Consider the following 16,163-nt stretch of genomic DNA (forward strand, 5'->3'; position numbering starts at 1 on the left):
TTTTATGAGCAGAACGATTTTTTGCACTTTCCTGCAACGCGAAGCAGAAGGCCAGGATTTTCAGCTGTACCCGGGCGATCTGGGGAAACGCATCTACAACGAGATTTCTAAAGAAGCATGGGCGCAATGGCAGCATAAGCAAACCATGCTGATTAACGAGAAGAAGCTCAATATGATGAACGTTGAGCATCGTAAGTTACTGGAACAGGAGATGATTAACTTCCTGTTTGAAGGCAAAGATGTGCATATTGAAGGCTATACACCAGAGTCTTAAGAACCGTTGCCGGATGGCGCTGCGCTTATCCGGCTTACGATTTAATCTGGTCCTTGCAAATAACAAACACAACACGCACTCCCGGAATGATGAAAAAATTTCTCGCGCTTGCCGTTATTGCGCCGTTGCTCATCTCCTGTTCCAGTTCGACCAAAAAAGGCGATTCCTATAATGAAGCCTGGGTCAAGGATACCAACGGTTTTGATATTCTGATGGGGCAATTTGCCCATAACATTGAGAATCTGTGGGGGTTTAAGGAAGTGCTGATTGCGGGTCCGAAGGACTACGTAAAGTATACCGATCAGTATCAAACCCGCAGCCATATCAACTTTGATGACGGTACGATAACCGTCGAGACCATTGCCGGGACAGATCCCGCCGGACACCTGCGTCGGGCGATTATCAAGACATTGCTGATGGGGGATGATCCGGGTTCTATCGACCTCTATTCCGATGTCGACGACATCAAGATTTCCAAAGAGCCGTTCCTGTACGGGCAGGTGGTCGATAATACCGGCCAGCCCATTCGTTGGGAGGGACGCGCCACCAATTTCGCTGACTATCTGCTGAAAACACGCCTGAAAAGCCGCAGCAATGGTATTCGCATCATCTATAGCGTGACGATCAACCTGGTACCGAACCACCTTGATAAGCGCGCGCATAAATACGTCGGCATGGTGCGTCAGGCTTCGCGTAAGTATGGCGTCGATGAGTCGCTGATTCTGGCCATCATGCAAACCGAATCCTCATTTAACCCGTATGCGGTCAGCCATGCCGATGCCCTGGGACTGATGCAGGTGGTGCAACACAGCGCCGGGAAAGATGTGTTTCGCTCGCAAGGGCGCTCCGGCACGCCGAGCCGTAGCTTCCTGTTTGACCCGGCCAGCAACATTGATACCGGTACCGCCTATCTGGCAATGCTCAACAATGTCTATTTAGGCGGCATTGATAATCCAACCTCCCGTCGCTACGCGGTGATCACGGCATATAACGGCGGTGCGGGCAGCGTGCTGCGCGTTTTCTCGAACGATAAAATCCAGGCCGCGAATATTATCAACAGCATGACCCCGGGGGACGTTTATCAAACGCTGACCACCCGACATCCGTCTGCTGAATCACGCCGATACCTTTACAAAGTCAATTCCGCACAAAAATCATATCGACGCCGCTAATATATCCCTCTTCTGCCCCGGTAAACGGGGCCCGGAAGAGGGTAAAGTGTTAACCCCATCACTCTTTTGCTTTGCAATCAGAAATTGTTTGCAAATATTTGTCACAGGTAACAAAAAAAGAGTGTCTCTCGTTGATAGAATCACATCATCAAGCCCCGGCAAATGTGCCTTTTAAAACATTCATCCGCATCACGGTGTGAGGAAATTAACATGAATCTTAAGCTGCAGCTGAAAGTGCTCTCGTTTCTGCAGTTCTGCTTATGGGGTAGTTGGCTCACTACCCTCGGCTCCTATATGTTTGTCACCCTAAAATTCGATGGTGCATCCATTGGCGCAGTGTATAGCTCGCTGGGGATCGCCGCCGTGTTTATGCCTACGCTGTTAGGGATCGTGGCCGACAAATGGATCAGTGCGAAATGGGTGTACGCCATTTGTCACCTGGTCGGCGCAGCAACGCTGTTCGCCGCAGCCGAAGTCACCACCCCAGGCGCCATGTTCTTTGTGATCTTGCTTAACTCTCTGGCCTATATGCCAACGCTTGGGTTAATCAACACCATTTCTTACTATCGCCTGCAGTCAGCCGGGATGGATATCGTAACGGACTTCCCGCCAATCCGTATCTGGGGCACCATCGGCTTTATCATGGCGATGTGGGGCGTGAGCTTCTCCGGCTTCGAGCTGAGTCATATGCAGCTGTATATCGGTGCGACGCTGTCCGTTGTTTTAGCGCTGTTCACGCTGACGTTGCCGCATATTCCGGTGGCTAACCAGCAGAAAAACCAGAGCTGGTCGTCCATGCTGGGCCTGGATGCTTTCGCGCTGTTTAAAAACAAGCGTATGGCGATTTTCTTTATCTTCTCAATGATGCTGGGCGCTGAGCTGCAGATTACCAATATGTTCGGTAATACCTTCCTGCACAGCTTCGATAACAACCCGCTGTTCTCCGGTAGCTTCATCGTTGAACACGCCTCGGTGATGATGTCGATCTCGCAGATTTCCGAGACGCTGTTTATCCTGACCATCCCGTTCTTCTTGAGCCGTTACGGTATTAAGAACGTGATGCTTATCAGTATTGTGGCGTGGATGTTGCGCTTCGGCCTGTTTGCCTACGGCGATCCGACACCGTTCGGTACCGTGCTGCTGGTTCTGTCGATGATTGTTTACGGCTGCGCCTTCGACTTCTTCAACATCTCTGGCTCGGTGTTCGTGGAGAAAGAAGTTCGCCCTGAAATCCGCGCCAGCGCACAGGGTATGTTCCTGATGATGACCAACGGCTTCGGCTGTATTCTTGGCGGTCTGGTGAGCGGTAAAGTGGTTGAACACTATACGCTGAACGGTATTACCGACTGGCAGACCGTGTGGCTGATCTTCGCTGGCTACTCGCTGGTACTGGCTTTTGCCTTCGTGGCGCTGTTTAAATACAAACACGTACGCGTTCCGACTGGCACGCAGACTATCGCACACTAACGTTTACGCAGAGAAAAGCGGGTTGCCAAAAGGTAACCCGCTTTTTTTGCGCTTACTTCACAACATATCCATACAGACGCTTAATACCGTCGGCATCCGTTTCACTGTAAACGCCTTGCAGCTCCGGCGAAAAACCCGGCAGCAGGTTTACGCCCTCTTCCAGCGCCAGGAAATAACGTTGCACCGCCCCGCCCCAGACTTCACCCGGTACCACGCACAGCACGCCCGGAGGATAAGGCAGCGCACCTTCTGCCGCAACGCGACCTGCGGCATCAGAAATTCGCACCAGTTCGACATCACCGCGGATGAAAGCGCTGTTCGCATCCTGCGGGTTCATCGCCACGGCAGGCAAACTCTCCTGGCGGAACATCGCTTTTTGCAGATCCTTCACATCAAAGCTGACGTATAAATCGTGCATCTCCTGACACAGTTCACGCAGCGTGTAATCCCGGTAACGTACCGGATACTTGTTGAAGATGGAGGGCAACACGTCCGCCAGCGGCGTATCGTCCTCAATATGCTGCTCAAACTGCGCCAGCATCGCCACCAGTTGCGCCAGTTTCTCGGTGCTTTCTGCCGGAGTCAGCAGGAACAGAATCGAGTTAAGGTCGCATTTCTCCGGCACAATACCGTTTTCACGCAGGTAATGCGCCAGAATCGTCGCCGGAATACCAAACTCAGTATATTGCCCGGTTTGCGCATCAATGCCCGGAGTAGTTAACAACAGCTTGCAGGGATCAACGAAGTACTGGTCGCGCGCGTAGCCGGAAAAACCATGCCATTTAGCACCCGGTTCAAAGCTAAAGAAGCGGCGCTCGCTGGCAATCACTTGCGTCGGATAGCTTTCCCACGGCTTACCATCAACTACCGGAGGAATAAACGGCTGAATCAGCTTACAGCGGGTAAGTATCGCTTTACGGGCCTCGATCCCCAGCGCTACACACTCCGCCCATAGCCGACGCCCGCTCTCGCCTTCATGGATTTTGGCGTTAACATCCAGCGCCGCAAACAGCGGGTAAAACGGACTGGTAGACGCATGCAGCATAAATGCATTGTTCAGACGCTTATGCGGACAGAACCGCGCCTGACCACGAATATGGTTATCCTTTTTGTGGATCTGCGAGGTTTGCGAGAATCCGGCCTGCTGTTTGTGTACCGACTGGGTGACAAAGATCCCCGGATCGTCAGCATTGAGCTCCAGGAGCAGCGGTGACCCATCGGCCATCATCGGAATAAATTGCTCGTAGCCAACCCAGGCAGAATCAAACAGGATGTAATCGCACAGGCTACCGATCTTGTCGATAACCTGCCGGGCGTTGTAGATCGTACCGTCATAGGTACCAAGCTGAATGATTGCCAGACGGAACGGGCGCGGCTGGTCAGCCTTGTGCGGCGCAACTTTACGCAGTTGCTGGCGCAGATACGCCTCATCAAAGCAGTGCTCATCAATGCCGCCAATAAAGCCAAACGGATTACGCGCTGCTTCCAGATAAACCGGCGTCGCGCCTGCCTGGATCAGCGCGCCGTGGTGGTTGGACTTATGGTTGTTGCGATCAAACAACACCAGATCGCCGCGCGTCAGCAGCGCATTGGTCACCACTTTATTCGCCGCAGAAGTCCCGTTCAGCACAAAGTAGGTTTTATCCGCGTGGAAAACTTTCGCGGCAAATTTCTGCGCATGTTTCGCTGATCCCTCATGAATCAGCAGATCTCCCAGCTTAACGTCAGCGTTGCACATATCCGCGCGAAACAGGTTCTCGCCAAAGAACTCGTAGAAATGTCGACCCGCCGGATGCTTCTTAAAAAACTCACCATGCTGGTGCCCCGGACAAGCAAAGGTACTGTTCCCCATTTCAACATACTGGGTCAGCGTGTCATAGAACGGCGGCAGCAACTCTTCCTCATACCGACGGGCGGCAGACTCCAGCTCCAGCCAGTCCTGCGCATTGCCGCAGATAACCGCTTCAACGTCTGCCAGGACATCCACGTTGGTCTCTGAAAATATAAACACCGGTATGTGAAACCCGGTGCGTTTCAGCAAAGCCAGGATCCCGCTGCGGCTGTCCGCAACGGTAATGACGACTGCCGCGACGTCAGTAAAATCGGTACTGTCCAGCGTCACCACCTTGCGATGAGTAGACAGACGGGAAACCAGTTCACCACTGGCGGCAATATTCATTGATTTCATAAGTGCAAAAACCCGTATCGGGAGAATCAAAAGTCCCGGGCAAAGCCGCATTGCTATGCCCCACGAAATGACAGGTCAAACTGGTCACCAGCCCCGACCGCCAGACATCAGTAAAAGCAGATAGCCTCTGATTTTACTGTTATCCTGCAGTGAGCGTGCGCTGCCCTCACCGCATGGTGGGAGAGTATAGATAAGTCGCAGGAAGGGGCAAACGTCGCGCAAAAAGGCGATATTGAAGGCGATGTAGGGGGAGTAATGTCATCCCAGGCAGCCCCATTCAGACAGGAGAAAATTCGCGCAATCATGGCACCTTTCACCTACAGGCGCAAGATAAAATCCTGTGCTTAAACCTCACAGATAAACAAACATTTCGTCTGAAAATAGCGGCATAATAATGCAATCTGAAACATAATTTCACCCAGACAATTACCTTTAACATCAATACGATAATAGGTATGCAGGAGCTAACGTGGTAATCGGACCCTTTATTAATGCCAGCGCCATTTTACTCGGTGGCGTTCTTGGCGCGCTGCTCAGCCAGCACTTACCCGAACGTATTCGGATCTCAATGACCTCAATATTCGGGTTGTGCTCGTTGGGGATTGGTATCCTGCTGGTTATCAAATGCGCTAACTTGCCGGTGATGGTGCTGGCAACGCTGCTCGGCGCGCTGATCGGCGAGTTCTGTCATCTGGAAAAAGGCATTAATACCGCTGTCGCCAAAGTGCAGCAGCTTTTCACCAAATCGGATGTCAATGCAACACACGAATCTTTCATCCAAAGCTACGTGGCTATCATCGTGCTGTTTTGCGCCAGCGGGACCGGGATCTTCGGTGCGATCCATGAAGGGATGACCGGCGATCCTAATATTTTAATCGCCAAGTCATTTTTGGATTTCTTCACGGCCATCATCTTTGCCTGCTCATTAGGAATCGCGGTATCGGCAATTTGTGTGCCGATGCTGGCAATTCAGTTGACGCTCGCCACCTGCGCGGCTCTGATTTTACCGCTGACAACCCCAGCCATGATGGCCGATTTCAGCGCGGTAGGCGGACTGCTGTTGCTGGCGACGGGTCTACGTATTTGCGGAATCAAAATGTTTGCGGTGGTGAATATGCTTCCCGCCCTGCTGCTGGCAATGCCGCTTTCCGCAGCATGGACGGCATTTTTTGCCTGAGAATGCGTGCAATACCAGCAATGTGGTGATAGATTGTGCAGTCTGCATTGATTTGAAGAAATTTCGTTGACGAAACGAAGTGAATCGGGTTTAATGCGCCTCGTTGCCCGGATAGCTCAGTCGGTAGAGCAGGGGATTGAAAATCCCCGTGTCCTTGGTTCGATTCCGAGTCCGGGCACCAAAATTTAGTTTCATGGCGTACCTGTGCGTCCTGAAACGTTAAAAAATCAGTAAGTTACAAAGAGTCTGGAGTATCAATAGATACTGCCAGATTTTTTGACACCAAGAGTTTTTGGGGGCTTAATTGGGGACCTGTCGGTTCGATAAACTCTGGAGCCCCCGCTATGCCACTCACCGATACCGCCATTCGCAATGCAAAGCCGCTCGATAAACCCTACAAACTCAGCGACGCACAGGGCTTATACCTGCTGATTAAACCCAACGGCTCTAAACTCTGGCAACTCAAGTACCGCTTTGGCGGCAAGGAGAAGAAGCTGGCGTTTGGCGCTTACCCGACCGTGACGCTGGCGAATGCGCGTAAGCTGCGTGAAGAAGCTCGTACGGTACTCAGTGCGGGCGACGATCCGGGGGTGAAAAAACAGCAGGAGAAGCAGGCGAAGAAAAGCGGCAATACGTTCGAAGAGGTCGCCCGTAAGTGGCTGGCGGGCAATATCCGCTGGACGGAGCATCACGCGGCGAAGATCCTGCGCTCACTGGAGCTACGCGTTTTCCCGCTGATCGGTAAGATCCCCGTTACCGACCTGAAAACCGCCGATCTGCTAATCCCGCTGCGGGTGGCGGAGAGAAAAGGCAATCTGGAGACCGCCGCACGCATTCAGCAGCGCACCACGGCAATTATGCGCTATGCGGTGCAAGAGAGCCTGATCACCAGCAATCCGGCCAACGATCTGACCGGAGCCATCGCGCCGCCGCCGAAAAACCACTACCCCGCCCTGCCGCTGGAGAAAATGCCGGAATTACTGGAGCGGCTGGAAAGCTATTCCGGCAGATTACTGACACGGCTGGCGGTACAGCTTAACCTGCTGATCTTTATCCGCTCCAGCGAACTACGTTTTGCCCGCTGGACAGAGATCGATCTGGATGGTGCCATGTGGACGATCCCCGCACAGCGTGAGCCGATTCCGGGCGTGCGTTATTCAGAGCGCGGCGCAAAGATGAAAACGCCGCATCTGGTGCCGCTGTCAACGCAGGCGGTGACGGTGCTGAAGCAGTTAAAACTGCTGTCCGGCAGCAGTGAGTTATTGTTCCCCGGCGATCACGATCCGCGCAAGCCGATGAGCGAAAACACCATCAACAAGGCGCTGCGGGTGATGGGGTACGATACGAAAGTAGACGTGTGCGGCCACGGCTTCCGCACGATGGCCTGTAGCGCACTGATTGAGTCCGGGCGCTGGTCGAAAGACGCCGTGGAGCGGCAGATGAGCCATCAGGAGCGTAACAATGTTCGCGCCGCGTATATCCACAAGGCGGAACACCTCGACGAGCGCACACAGATGATGCAGTGGTGGTCGGACTGGCTCGACGCCTGTCGGCAGAAGTTCGTTGCGCCTTATCGGTATGACAGGCAGGTTCAGGTGGCCTGAATTTGTTGATGAACCACGCCGTAAAGCAGATCTCAGCGGATCTGCTTTTTATTTGCACTTACTTTGGTCCTTTTTAATCTGATGTTATTCAGCGCTTCCCCTTTTATGGTGGCGACTGATAACATGCTCAGCGTCACTCTACCTGCTTTTTACTTCCTGTTTTTCCTTTCTAACAAAACTTCTTATTCTATTTTTATTGGAGAATTTTATGTCAAACCTCCAGCAGCGTATTGTTATTACCGGCGGGCCAGGTTCCGGTAAAAGCACACTCATTGACGCTTTGATTACTAAAGGTTATACGTGCTTGCCTGAAGCTGGCAGAGGCGTTATTCAGACTCAGGTTTCCATCAATGGAAATGCGCTTCCATGGAGCGACAGAATGGCTTTTGCAGAATGGATGCTATGTTGGGAAATGCGTTCATGGCATGCCGTTGAAGGGTGCAATGAGATCTGCTTTTTTGATCGAGGAATTCCTGATATTGCAGGCTATCTCAACTTATGCCATTTACCTGTACCAGCCCATTTAGATAAGGCCATTCAGACATTTCGTTACAGTAAACAAGTGTTTATTGCGCCGCCATGGCCAGAAATTTACACACAGGATGCGGAGCGAAAACAGTCGATTGAGGAGGCCGAACTGACATATCTCGCAATGGTGACCACTTATCAAAAATACGGTTACCAGCTACTTGAATTACCTCGTGCCTCAGTGGAGAAACGGGCTGAGTTTGTCATTTCTAATATAGCCAATAAGGGAAAAAACTGAACCAACATATTTTGCAGGTTTTTAAAAGTTGCTGTGGTTCTGCTTTTAATTTGCACCAGTATCAAAATCCATTTCGCTGCGCCAGATCCCCCCAGTTAAATGTCGAACTGCGCCAGTTCCGGCCCTTTAGGCCCTTTGGCCTTTTCCGGTCTGGCGCTGTTACCCTTAATATTCCTTTACCCTTCAGCCTTTTGCTTTTCATGATTGCACCAGAACAGGAAATTACTCCTCATCCCGCCGCCCGTAAACCTGCGCCACATAACGCCCGCGCCCGTCGCCGTGGCCCAAATCCATCGCCGTCAGCGCCAGCGCTTCTTTTTCGCTGAATCCCTGCGCCAGATGATGGCGAATGGCATCCTGAGTCCACGCATAACGCAGCGAGTGCGGGGTATACATCCCCGTCAGTCCGGCTTCGGCAAGCTCCCCCCGCCAGTAGTTCATGGCTTTCTGGAGGTTGGACTGGTCGATCAGCCTGCCGTTACGTTCTTCTGCAACAGCCAGGGCGTTATCCAGCGCTTTTTTCATTGCGCCAGCATCCTGAATAACGGTTCCACGCGGGCGATGGCCTTTAGTGCCGAACACCACCGTCAGCCGGGTTTCGCCGCGCTCCAGCGCCTTTTTCCACGCTTTCAACGACTGGCAGCACTGCACCGCTTCCTGCGATCGCAGTCCCATCAGCCTTGCCAGTTCCAGCGTTACCGCCAGCCCTGCGTCTTTATCGCGGGCGGCTTCCAGCACCTGCTGATAATACTCCGGCGTGATGGCCCGGTTGGTGCCGTTACGCGATGCGCCAGCCAGCCCTAATGCTTTATTGGTCAGTCGCTCATGTTCGGCTACCTGCCTACGTCCGGCCTGTTGCAGCACGCCGCGCTGTGCGGCCATTTCATTTTGCAGCGTCCGTTTACCGATTTCCTGCGCCAGACGTGCCTGAACGTAGCATTCGATATGGCGAACCTTGATCTGCTCCACACGCTGGATCTGGATATTCAGCTCACGTAAATGGCGGCTGAACCGCTGCACAATATGAATACGACCATCCACCGTTTTAAAACTGCCGCCCGCTTTTTTCGCCAGCCCTTTCATTTCATTGCCTAATTTGCCCATAGTTACCCCTTGCCGCTGTTAAAAAGCACAATCTGGCCCCGGCGTATGCTTTGTGGCTGCGCCAGAACGATACCTTCACGCCGGGGTGGCAGGTTGTTGAGGTGTAGGGAGTTTCAGACTGTACGCGGTACAGGCTGCCTGCGTGAGCAGGAAATTCTCCGGGGCATCATGCCCCCCTCGGTATCGATCTTTTTCTCCTTTTTATGACTGACAGCGGCCTGTAATCGGCGTGTCAGAGTGGGGATTGAGGGCGCAGGCCAGATTTGCGGTGGCTCGCGTCGGCGTGGTGAAACGGCGTCACTTGCGCCCGAAATACGGGACTCAAGTGACGCCCGGTCAGGTCTCGTGCTCTAAAAGAGCCAATTCTGGTGCAGGTTTACGGTCACGCGGCAGCAAAGCCTTGCGGCAATGCAGCCCGAAGCCCGTAACGCAAAAGGCGCTGATGTAGCAACAGGTGCAGGATTTACCGGAAAGTTTCCGGCGCGGTGAAGCATCGACCAGTGGACTGGTGCAGGTAAAAGGCGCTGAAACTCAGCAGGTGTAAGTGAACCGTGAAATCGGGTGATTTCCGGTTGGGTGGAATGGTAGCCGATGAACTGGCGCAGTAAAAGTATGTAGCGTGTATAACTTCGGGCCTCTGCCGCGATGTTCTGCGACCCGGTGTTTGCAGAGGTCTGCACCGGTAAAGGGATCAACCGTCCTGATAACAGGTGCTTCTTTCAGGTTGTGAAGCAAAGGGAGCTGTCGACGACAGCATATTGCAGGAGGAAGATTACACCCGGTTTATGAGGATGAAAAGGGGAAATCTTTTTTCTGGAAATTGAGTTGTTTGTGGATTTTTTCGTCATTCTGTGAATGGCAGTCTGCCGCGCTTCGCTTGCCTTCTCCCGCTCTTCTGACAGCACAGCTACCAGAAAAGCGGGAGAGACGATTTAGCAATTTTCAGGCTTACGATAGCGCGAAGGCCAGATTTGTTCTGGCACAACGCCCAGCGCTTCAGCAATCAATCTTTCGCCTTTGGGCCAGTGCCTTATTAGCGCATTTGCCAGCGTGGAGGATGCCAGCCCTGAGTTGCGGGAAACGGCGGACAGCGACGTTCCGCGCTTTTTCAGCGCCGCGATGATGTCGGCAGAATGCCAGTCCGTTTGCATCATGCCGCCACCCCGTCAATAAACTTTACGCCGTCAGGTGTACGCAGCCAACGCGGGGCTTTCATTTCTGCCGCAAAGTAATTGATCAGGTCATACAGCAGCCAGCTAAGGAATTTCTCCGTTTCCGAGGAAAATCCCTGCCCCGCCAGCGTCTGCGTCAGGGCAAGGCAGTAGTTGCAAAGTTCGGTACATTCCGGCCCAAACTGAGGGGCGTTTGCGGGGAGGGTATCAACGGTCAGGCTTTCAACAAGATGGGGCGGGACAGGTTCTAACAGCGTGGGCTGGAGCAGTGCCAAAGCGATGTTGAGTCTGCCGCAGAGCGCCATTTTTAACGCAATATTTTTACTTTCAATCAGGGTTTCGGCGAAGTTTTCGCAGTGGCTGGCAAGGACGGTGAAGTCCGTGGCAGCATTGAAGGGAACAGCGAGTAACGGGTGTGTATGGGTGGGGATCGTAGCCATAGTGGCAGCCTCCAACAAAAGTTGATAAACCACCACCAGAGAGGTCAATCTCATGGTGGTGAACTGGACGGAGTTGACCTTACCGGCTTTGTTGGCAACCGGCGCACCTTGCGGTGCCCCCGCCCAGCCCACCATTGAGATGTAGCCGTGCATACGACATAAAAAAAGACGCAGGCGCGTCAATATGTCGCCAACAAAAGATATTCAGGAGGTCAAGCCCGGCACCTGATTTTGCAGGTGCTTGTAAACGATACCGCGTTTGGTTTTGCCAGACAAGAAATTTTCGGGGCCTCCATTACACTTCTCTGACCAATAATGCCAGCAGCAAAACAGTGACCGAATTCACCCCAACACAAAAATACGACCATCTCAATTAATTGTTATCTAAAGCAAAGATTGAATCATCAAGAAAAATCGCCTATGATAGCGGAAGCCATCCCCCGGGATCCTTAGCTTCTACACGATAGTCACGCGAGTACGAGGTGTACGAGGCTCGCCGACAGCCAGTCGGTGTTGAAAGAAAGGAGCCCGGTATGAAACAGAAAACTGTGCTGGTTCACCAGTATCTGCGTTTCCGTTTTGGTCGCTGGGAGCACGTGTGTCAGCACATGCGCTCTTTGCCGAACAGTTAACGGTAATCCCGGGGTGATGGTCCTCCTCTTTTGTAATCAGGCTGCCTGCGTCGTTTTTTCCATCATTAATGTGTAATGTTCTTCATCTTTCGCAGCCTCAAAGACTTTCTTAAACCAGGCAAGATAGCGTTCAACCGAAGCCCCCTCATGAAGAGAGATATTGCGGGCATCCTGGTGAGAATGTCGATTCAGATAACGAGCAAATATACGGAAACCAGGTTCCCCCTCAGGTCCGCTAGCCAGTGTTTCAAGCGCCCGGTGAAGCGTTTCACTTTTCCCCGAAAAACCAAAGTAGTACTCAAGTATTTGCCGCATCGTATTTGGGATCACCACACTGGCAATGTCATCTTTTTGGGCATGGCGTAAGACATACCATAGTGCCTGATAGTCGTTCAGTAATTCTTTTTCGGAAACAAGGGAAGCAGAACTATGTAAGGATTTGGATACCCGATAAAGCGTCCATTCTGGTGGGCAAGAACCCGCAGCCCTTTTCTTTCGTTCAGCAGAAAGCAGTAACTCCTGAAAGAAAAACAGGCTGTGCGTCAGAATAATCACTTTCTCAGCAATTCTGGCACGTATAATCTGATGCTGGATTAACGATGCTATTTCAAAAACATAATTTTGCGACAGGCTGGATATAGGGTCATCAATGACAATTAAACGTTTTCGTTGGTCATTGTCATCACGACTTTTCCTTCCTGTGCAAGTCTCCAGAAAATAGAGAAAAGCAATCAGCGTTTTTTCACCTTCACTCAAACTACCAAAAACAGGCGTATCGCTGTTCTCACCTTCTCTCACCAGACGATAATCATCCCGATCGTCATAGGGAGCAATGCGGAATCCAGTGATCCCAAGGCTATCCAAACTGTGATTAATATGTTCAATCGTTTCCTGCGTATTGATAATCAGGCTGGATTTATCTCGAATGATTGCGTTCAGCGTATCAAGCTGGGCCGTAATTTCATCCCGAGATACCATTAATTTTGCTAATTTTTCAGCAAGTTCTGCTAGTTGTTCATCATGGTTAATTATCGTATCGGCAGCCAGCTTTCGGATATGACCGAGTAACCTCTGTTTCAGTCTTACCCGTTCAGTCTGATAATTTTCAGCCTTTCGATTATGTTCGCTTATCACCTTATTAATACTGGCGATCTGCACAGAGACATTGCCAGCCAGAGCAGAAAGATCCTCAACAGCAATAGACGCAGAGGGTGATGTTAATTTCTCATCGATATGCAATTTATTTCTTTGATAGGCCTGATCCAGTTCAAGCAAACAGAGATAAACAGGATGTTCCTGATCAACTAACGGACACGCTTTTATTAACTGCCGCATATGTTCGGGTTTATCGTGCCAGAGTTGATATCGCGCCTGAAGTTCCCGCAACTGGTCCATCGCGGCTTCCCATGAGGTATCAAAAAGGGCAGTGATTTCCTGTTGAAGTTGCCGGGCATCTATCGGCGTTTGACAAAATGGGCAAATGTCATCACTCAGCCACTGCTGTCCATTCCTCACCCAGTCAATGTTGCCTAATTGGTTAATTGCAGCAGCAAGACGGCTATCACCAGCAGGAATAAGAGGTTGCATCAATAACGCAATATCACTTTCATTCAAAGGCGATGCTGGCAGTGCTTCAAGTAAAGCGTAAGGGTTGCCTTTACTGGCCTCAAGTCGGTGAAGTTCTTCGTTCAATTCCTGCGTCGAAGTCTCTTCAACTTCAGTGTGTTCAAGGATGGTCTGATAAAGCTTGTCAGTCTGCTTGGTACCAGCCATCAAATCCCATAAATCTGTTTTTCTGATTTCTGCGGTGGAACTATAGATCTGTTTCGCTGAGCTACTTTTAATGTTTTCTTTCATACCCTCAACGTCGCACTTTTGCGCGTCCAAAGCATCACGCCGGGCAAGTAAAACTTTATTCTCCGCTTCCAGAGCATCTATTTCTTTTTTTATTTCAGCATTTTCACTATTCAAAGTAAAAACACCAGGTTGAGAAGGTTGACTGAAAATATCGTCTACATACTCCTGATTAAACACCAGGTAGTTCATGTCCAGTGGAGGCCGTAGCTGGCACTGACTGTAATCTGGTCGACCATGCTTATAGAAGTAGCCGGAAACGGTTGATTTCCCTGAACCGTTTTGTCCATAGATAAGAGTGACATACTTGTTCAAATCGAACTCCACTGGCTTTTCACCCTGATAACTGCGAACGCCGTGGATGGAGAGAATGCTCATGCTATATCCTTATCACCGCCTGCTGTATGTGGGTATTTTATCGTCGGAATTCCCTACAGCAAGCTACCTCACTGATAACTACCATTTTATACATTACCATGGATAAATATTACTGACATTTTTTAGATTAGACTCCTTGTTACACAAGGGATATAATGAAAGTACATATCAATTAAAATGTCAGTACAGGAGAATCAATGTCTGTTGCCGCTCTGGCCCGCCAGCGGGTTCACCGCATGAAGCGGGGCATCCCCTTTTCCATCAGCGGATTTTATTCGCTGGGAAGCCGCACGTCGGTACAACAGGCAATGAGTCGTCTGGTCAAAGAAGGCCTGCTGGTTCGGGTTGAACGGGGTTTCTACTCCCGGCCAAAACCGTTGAAAAACATCCCCTCTGTTAACGTGATTGCCAGCGCCAATGATGTTGCCGCAGCATGGGCAAAGGAGCGCGGTTATAAAATCACCCTTCAGGGGCTGGAAGCCGCTTACCGGCTGGGGCTGCAAACGCAGGCACCGGTTAAACGCATCTACTGGTCAAATGGCCCGACGCGAGAGTTCCGCGTCGGTAATGAGCAGGTACGAATCCAGCATAAATCAGCAAGCCGGTTGCGTTGGCTGAACCGGCCTGAAGGGGAACTGATGCGCGGTTTACTGAGTCTGGATCAGGAGCATACCCCGCCGGAAATCCTGAAGAATGCCTTTCACCGGCTGAGCGTCCCGTCCGCCAAAGCGCGACAGATTGCCGGAAAGTTAATGAATGAACCTGCGCTTCATGCGTGGCGCTCGCATCTGATGATGTTGCAAAAGGCGCTCTGATGAACATTTTCGATTATTACCGGAGCGCATCGTACCGCAGCGAGCTTCAGGAAATCCTTTCTTACGCAGCACAACAGCATCCCTCCGGGCTGGGAGCCAGCTTTCTGGAAAAGGATCTCTGGGTAACGGAGATCCTTCGGCTGCTTTTTAATGAGGATCTGCTGGGCGACCTCTCTGTCGCGTTTAAAGGTGGAACGGCGTTAAGCAAATGCTGGAACGTGATTGAACGTTTTTCTGAAGATATCGATCTCTCTGTTCACTGGGCCGATCTGGCAGGTCACTCAGAGGAGGAAGAACTGCAGGCGTGGGAGCAAAGCACGCAGAATAATAGCCAGAATCGCCGGTTCAGAGATCAGCAGCAAGAGCGTTTAATCGCATGGACAAGTACGCTGGCAGAACGGTTAAACCAACGCTTTCAGATTTATGATATTCCGGGCCTTGAAGCAAAAATGGAACTCAACAGCGGTGGCGAAAAAGTCAATATCTATTTTCCACGGGTGAAAGAAGACAGTATGGCCTATCAGCGCGATCATATTCTGCTGGAATTTGGCGGACGAAATCGCGGTAAGCCAACCGATCAAATGCCTGTTGTGAGCTATCTGTCCGGGATTGCTGGATTAGATGCCCTTCAGCTACCTGTTGCGACCGTAAATGCTTATAACACCGGTTATATTCTTTGGGAAAAGCTGACGGCGCTACACCAGTTTTGTACGCAAACCAAAGCGCCAAACCCGGCCCGACTCGCTCGCCACTGGTATGATGTGGATTGTCTGCTGCGCCATCATTTCGCCAGCCCCTATGAAACGCTGGAAGCCATGCGTAATGTGGTCGAGATGAAGCAACGTCGCTGGTCTGTGCCGGGTGTGGATTTTACTCAGGTGATTGTCGGAAACTTGCAACTGTTGCCTGATGACGCTGAACGGTTCGCCGCGATCGCAGGGGATCATCAAACTGCAGTGGAAGGGGGAATGTTCTTTCGTGAACCTGACGGATTTGCCGAGATCGCTGACCGTCTTCGCGATGCACAGCGTGAGATCAACCACTTTATGCGCGACGCTCAGACGTAACCAGATCCTGCTGGCTATCTGGTTACGCGCTTTTGAGGTTGAGCGCGTGACGG

General features: G+C 51.3%; 13 protein-coding genes, 1 tRNA gene and 1 pseudogene. 9 read left to right on the forward strand and 6 right to left on the reverse strand.

Annotated elements, in window-relative coordinates:
- The first annotated feature begins 4 nt into the window (after positions 1-4).
- From AL515_RS20360 to AL515_RS20370, 3 genes are all read left to right on the forward strand, one after another.
- Entirely contained in the window at positions 5-274 is a 270-nt protein-coding gene (locus AL515_RS20360) for an oxidative damage protection protein (protein WP_003027126.1), read from the forward strand.
- A gap of 86 nt (positions 275-360) precedes the next feature.
- Positions 361-1,446 carry a membrane-bound lytic murein transglycosylase MltC gene (gene mltC / locus AL515_RS20365; protein ID WP_049001609.1) on the forward strand — a complete coding sequence of 362 codons (1,086 nt, stop codon included), beginning with the start codon at positions 361-363 and terminating at the stop codon, positions 1,444-1,446.
- Between the two features lie 210 nt (positions 1,447-1,656).
- On the forward strand, positions 1,657-2,913 hold the full coding sequence (locus AL515_RS20370; RefSeq protein WP_061068555.1) for a nucleoside permease: 1,257 nt from the start codon (positions 1,657-1,659) through the stop codon (positions 2,911-2,913).
- 52 nt (positions 2,914-2,965) lie between these two features.
- On the opposite strand, the gene AL515_RS20375 is transcribed toward AL515_RS20370, so the two are convergent.
- Positions 2,966-5,101, reverse strand: coding sequence for an ornithine decarboxylase (locus AL515_RS20375; RefSeq protein ID WP_061068556.1), 2,136 nt, complete (start codon positions 5,099-5,101; stop codon positions 2,966-2,968).
- 469 nt (positions 5,102-5,570) lie between these two features.
- Between AL515_RS20375 and AL515_RS20380 the strand changes: the two genes are divergently transcribed.
- The 4 genes from AL515_RS20380 (at position 5,571) to AL515_RS20395 (ending at position 8,648) form a co-directional block, all read left to right on the forward strand.
- Positions 5,571-6,278 carry a DUF554 domain-containing protein gene (locus AL515_RS20380; protein ID WP_061068557.1) on the forward strand — a complete coding sequence of 236 codons (708 nt, stop codon included), beginning with the start codon at positions 5,571-5,573 and terminating at the stop codon, positions 6,276-6,278.
- A 105-nt stretch (positions 6,279-6,383) separates the two neighbouring features.
- A tRNA-Phe gene (locus tag AL515_RS20385) sits at positions 6,384-6,459 on the forward strand.
- Between the two features lie 163 nt (positions 6,460-6,622).
- Complete coding sequence (locus AL515_RS20390; RefSeq protein ID WP_048213203.1) at positions 6,623-7,882, forward strand: tyrosine-type recombinase/integrase; 1,260 nt, start codon at positions 6,623-6,625, stop codon at positions 7,880-7,882.
- A gap of 208 nt (positions 7,883-8,090) precedes the next feature.
- Entirely contained in the window at positions 8,091-8,648 is a 558-nt protein-coding gene (locus AL515_RS20395; protein WP_048213204.1) for an AAA family ATPase, read from the forward strand.
- A gap of 222 nt (positions 8,649-8,870) precedes the next feature.
- Here AL515_RS20395 and AL515_RS20400 read toward each other — a convergent pair whose 3' ends face one another.
- The 5 genes and pseudogenes from AL515_RS20400 to AL515_RS20425 form a co-directional block, all read right to left on the reverse strand.
- On the reverse strand, positions 8,871-9,752 hold the full coding sequence (locus tag AL515_RS20400) for an integrase domain-containing protein (protein ID WP_061068558.1): 882 nt from the start codon (positions 9,750-9,752) through the stop codon (positions 8,871-8,873).
- A gap of 932 nt (positions 9,753-10,684) precedes the next feature.
- Positions 10,685-10,906: a helix-turn-helix domain-containing protein gene (locus tag AL515_RS20415; RefSeq protein ID WP_061068559.1), complete on the reverse strand. Its 222-nt coding sequence runs from the start codon at positions 10,904-10,906 to the stop codon at positions 10,685-10,687.
- Complete coding sequence (locus tag AL515_RS20420) at positions 10,903-11,364, reverse strand: hypothetical protein (protein WP_061068856.1); 462 nt, start codon at positions 11,362-11,364, stop codon at positions 10,903-10,905. Before AL515_RS20420 ends, AL515_RS20415 begins: the two co-directional genes overlap by 4 nt.
- A gap of 30 nt (positions 11,365-11,394) precedes the next feature.
- Positions 11,395-11,517: pseudogene (locus tag AL515_RS23945) on the reverse strand (hypothetical protein); the annotation flags it as partial.
- Positions 11,518-12,032: 515 nt separating this feature from the next.
- Positions 12,033-14,228, reverse strand: a complete 2,196-nt coding sequence (locus tag AL515_RS20425) for an AAA family ATPase (protein ID WP_061068560.1) — start codon at positions 14,226-14,228, stop codon at positions 12,033-12,035.
- Positions 14,229-14,425: 197 nt separating this feature from the next.
- Between AL515_RS20425 and AL515_RS20430 the strand changes: the two genes are divergently transcribed.
- A complete protein-coding gene (locus tag AL515_RS20430) occupies positions 14,426-15,043 on the forward strand; it encodes a DUF6088 family protein (RefSeq protein WP_061068561.1) in 618 nt (205 codons plus the stop codon).
- Positions 15,043-16,110: a nucleotidyl transferase AbiEii/AbiGii toxin family protein gene (locus tag AL515_RS20435; protein WP_082759598.1), complete on the forward strand. Its 1,068-nt coding sequence runs from the start codon at positions 15,043-15,045 to the stop codon at positions 16,108-16,110. The genes AL515_RS20430 and AL515_RS20435 overlap by 1 nt, the downstream gene beginning before the upstream one ends.
- The last annotated feature ends 53 nt before the right edge of the window (positions 16,111-16,163 follow it).

The organism is Citrobacter sp. FDAARGOS_156, assembly GCF_001559235.2.
GTDB lineage: Bacteria > Pseudomonadota > Gammaproteobacteria > Enterobacterales > Enterobacteriaceae > Citrobacter > Citrobacter youngae.

Excerpts from the sequence above, each read along its gene's own strand:
- AL515_RS20360 (WP_003027126.1), top strand. The coding sequence starts at position 5 with ATGAGCAGAACGATTTTTTGCACTTTCCTGCAACGCGAAGCAGAAGGC.
- mltC (WP_049001609.1), top strand. The coding sequence starts at position 361 with ATGATGAAAAAATTTCTCGCGCTTGCCGTTATTGCGCCGTTGCTCATC.
- AL515_RS20370 (WP_061068555.1), top strand. The coding sequence starts at position 1,657 with ATGAATCTTAAGCTGCAGCTGAAAGTGCTCTCGTTTCTGCAGTTCTGC.
- AL515_RS20375 (WP_061068556.1), bottom strand. The coding sequence starts at position 5,101 with ATGAAATCAATGAATATTGCCGCCAGTGGTGAACTGGTTTCCCGTCTG.
- AL515_RS20390 (WP_048213203.1), top strand. The coding sequence starts at position 6,623 with ATGCCACTCACCGATACCGCCATTCGCAATGCAAAGCCGCTCGATAAA.
- AL515_RS20395 (WP_048213204.1), top strand. The coding sequence starts at position 8,091 with ATGTCAAACCTCCAGCAGCGTATTGTTATTACCGGCGGGCCAGGTTCC.
- AL515_RS20400 (WP_061068558.1), bottom strand. The coding sequence starts at position 9,752 with ATGGGCAAATTAGGCAATGAAATGAAAGGGCTGGCGAAAAAAGCGGGC.
- AL515_RS20415 (WP_061068559.1), bottom strand. The coding sequence starts at position 10,906 with ATGATGCAAACGGACTGGCATTCTGCCGACATCATCGCGGCGCTGAAA.
- AL515_RS20420 (WP_061068856.1), bottom strand. The coding sequence starts at position 11,364 with ATGGCTACGATCCCCACCCATACACACCCGTTACTCGCTGTTCCCTTC.
- AL515_RS20425 (WP_061068560.1), bottom strand. The coding sequence starts at position 14,228 with ATGAGCATTCTCTCCATCCACGGCGTTCGCAGTTATCAGGGTGAAAAG.
- AL515_RS20430 (WP_061068561.1), top strand. The coding sequence starts at position 14,426 with ATGTCTGTTGCCGCTCTGGCCCGCCAGCGGGTTCACCGCATGAAGCGG.
- AL515_RS20435 (WP_082759598.1), top strand. The coding sequence starts at position 15,043 with ATGAACATTTTCGATTATTACCGGAGCGCATCGTACCGCAGCGAGCTT.